Consider the following 2135-nt stretch of genomic DNA (forward strand, 5'->3'; position numbering starts at 1 on the left):
GAGAAGGAGGACCTCAACGCGCTACTCCAGCAGGTGCGGCACGCGCCTTAGCACGGGGATCGTGGCGAGCAGGCCGATGAAAACATCTATTGCACTCTGGATCGCGTTCGGCAGGCCTATAGCGACCCAGAAGGGAACGCCCGTCCACCCCTCAAGGGTCTCGACGACCTTCTCCTGCGGAACGCCAAGCCATATCTCAAGGGCGACGTAGTAGTTGAGGGCCACCATAAGCGGGATCCTGAGGGCGACTCCGATTAGATAGGCCAGCACCGCGAAGCGGATCAGCTTTCCGCGGTCCGGGTTCTCGAAGCTGAAGCCGGTGAGCCTCCTCGCGATTTCAAGACCAAGGATGACCGTGAAGGTGGCGGTGGCCTTCATCATGCCACCCAGCCAGCTGGCGGGGGAGACTATGCTCAGGCCCGCGAAGAGCAGGAGCACGGAGAGCAGGCCGCCGATGAAACCGGTAAGGAAATAGGCCATTATGATCGGAACCGCCACGAGGTCTATCTTCATGCCCCATAGGGTGGGCATCTCAAGGGGCAGAACCTCAAGCATCAGCGAGAGGCCGAGCATTATTCCGATGATCGCGATCTCCCTTGAACTCATCCTCCTCATTCCCACCACCGGGGCAGGTTTGTTCCATAATTTTTAAAATTTTGTTCCAAATATAGAACAAAACTGGGGCGAGAACCTTAAAAGCCCGGCAGCGAAGTGCCGTTGCCATGTTTACCGCCGGCGAGATTTCGGAACTGGTGAGGGAGATAAGGCGCGAGAACGGCTTTCCGGACAGCCCGTTCAGGATAGACGAGGTTCGTTACGATCCAGAAGGGGACAAGCTCTTCATCATCGCCCACGACAGGACGGATAAGAGCGTCATCATCGGCAACAGCTTCGTCATCGGAAAACTTCGCGAGAGATTGAAGGTCAGGCAGCTGACGGTCTACTCCAACCTCGACCTTGAGATAAAGAGGAAGAAGCTTGAGAAAGCTGAAAGGCTGGTAAAAGGCACGGAGCTGGAGTTCCTACTTCCAATAATCGAGGCTGAAAAGAACTTCCCGCCCCGGAAGTGGCCCGGAGTCAGGGGGAACATTAAAACACTCCTCTTCCTCAGCTTCAACGCCAAGGCCCTAATCGGCTTCGTCGAGAGATTAAACCTGCCCTACGAAGCGGTTGGAATACGCCACGCTTTTCCTAAGCTGGACTATGAACCGCTGGATGGGGAACCCAGGGAGATTTTCTTTCCGGATGAGGGGAAGCTCGTAAAGCTCGCAGGGAAGAGGGAAGCGAAGCTCGTCCTCGCGGACTTTCCCTTCGGACTGAGATGGGAGGGTGAGATCGCCCTCATGAACCCCTTCCGCCTTCTGCACATCGGTTTCTTCGAGCTGAAATACCTCTTCGGCTTTGAAAAACCGGTGGTCTACGACAAAAGGGCCTTAATTGATTTCGTCGTTAACCTGACCCACGAGGGACTGATGGAGTCAACCGACGGGGCCAACCTAATCTGGAGGATGTGGAGAAAATGATAATTGGAGTGGTTGGAAAGATAGCCGCCGGAAAGACAACCGTGGCCAAGTTCTTTGAGGAGAAGGGCTTCTGCAGGGTCTCCTGCAGTGAACCGCTCATAGACCTCTTGACCCATAACGTCTCGGACTACTCCTGGATTCCGGAGCTTCCGGAAAAAGCCGAGCCGACCAGGGATAAACTGATAGAGTTCGGGAAATACCTGAAGGATAATTACGGCGGGGATATACTCATAAGGCTCGCGGTGGATAAGAAAAGGCACTGCAAGAACATCGTCATTGACGGCGTCCGCTCGAGGGAGGAGGTAGAGGCAATCAAACGGCTCGGCGGAAAGGTGATTTACCTCGAGGCGAGGCCGGAGATAAGGTTTGAGAGGCTGATGAAACGAAAGGCAAGCAAGGACCGAACCATTAAGAGCTTTGAGGACTTCAGGGCAATGGACGACGCGGAGGAGAGGCTTTACCACACGAGCAAACTCAAGGAGCTTTCCGATTACGTTATAGTCAACGAAGGAACACTTGAGGAGCTTAAAGAGAGGGTCGAGGAAATAATAAAGGACATCGCGGAGAAGGTTTAAAGGGAGTTTTACCAATTAAGCTCTGGTGGAAGCATGG

Annotated in this window: 3 protein-coding genes; 2 read left to right on the plus strand and 1 reads right to left on the minus strand. The window is 54.2% G+C overall.

Annotated elements, in window-relative coordinates; translation table 11 throughout:
• Positions 1-21 precede the first annotated feature (21 nt).
• Entirely contained in the window at positions 22-615 is a 594-nt protein-coding gene (locus MV985_RS06310) for a hypothetical protein (RefSeq protein WP_297464460.1), read from the minus strand.
• A 107-nt stretch (positions 616-722) separates the two neighbouring features.
• Between MV985_RS06310 and MV985_RS06315 the strand changes: the two genes are divergently transcribed.
• Complete coding sequence (locus MV985_RS06315) at positions 723-1523, plus strand: hypothetical protein (protein ID WP_297464458.1); 801 nt, start codon at positions 723-725, stop codon at positions 1521-1523.
• Positions 1520-2098, plus strand: a complete 579-nt coding sequence (locus MV985_RS06320; protein ID WP_297464462.1) for an AAA family ATPase — start codon at positions 1520-1522, stop codon at positions 2096-2098. The genes MV985_RS06315 and MV985_RS06320 overlap by 4 nt, the downstream gene beginning before the upstream one ends.
• Positions 2099-2135 lie beyond the last annotated feature (37 nt).

It is taken from the genome of Thermococcus sp., assembly GCF_027012695.1.
Lineage (GTDB): Archaea > Methanobacteriota_B > Thermococci > Thermococcales > Thermococcaceae > Thermococcus.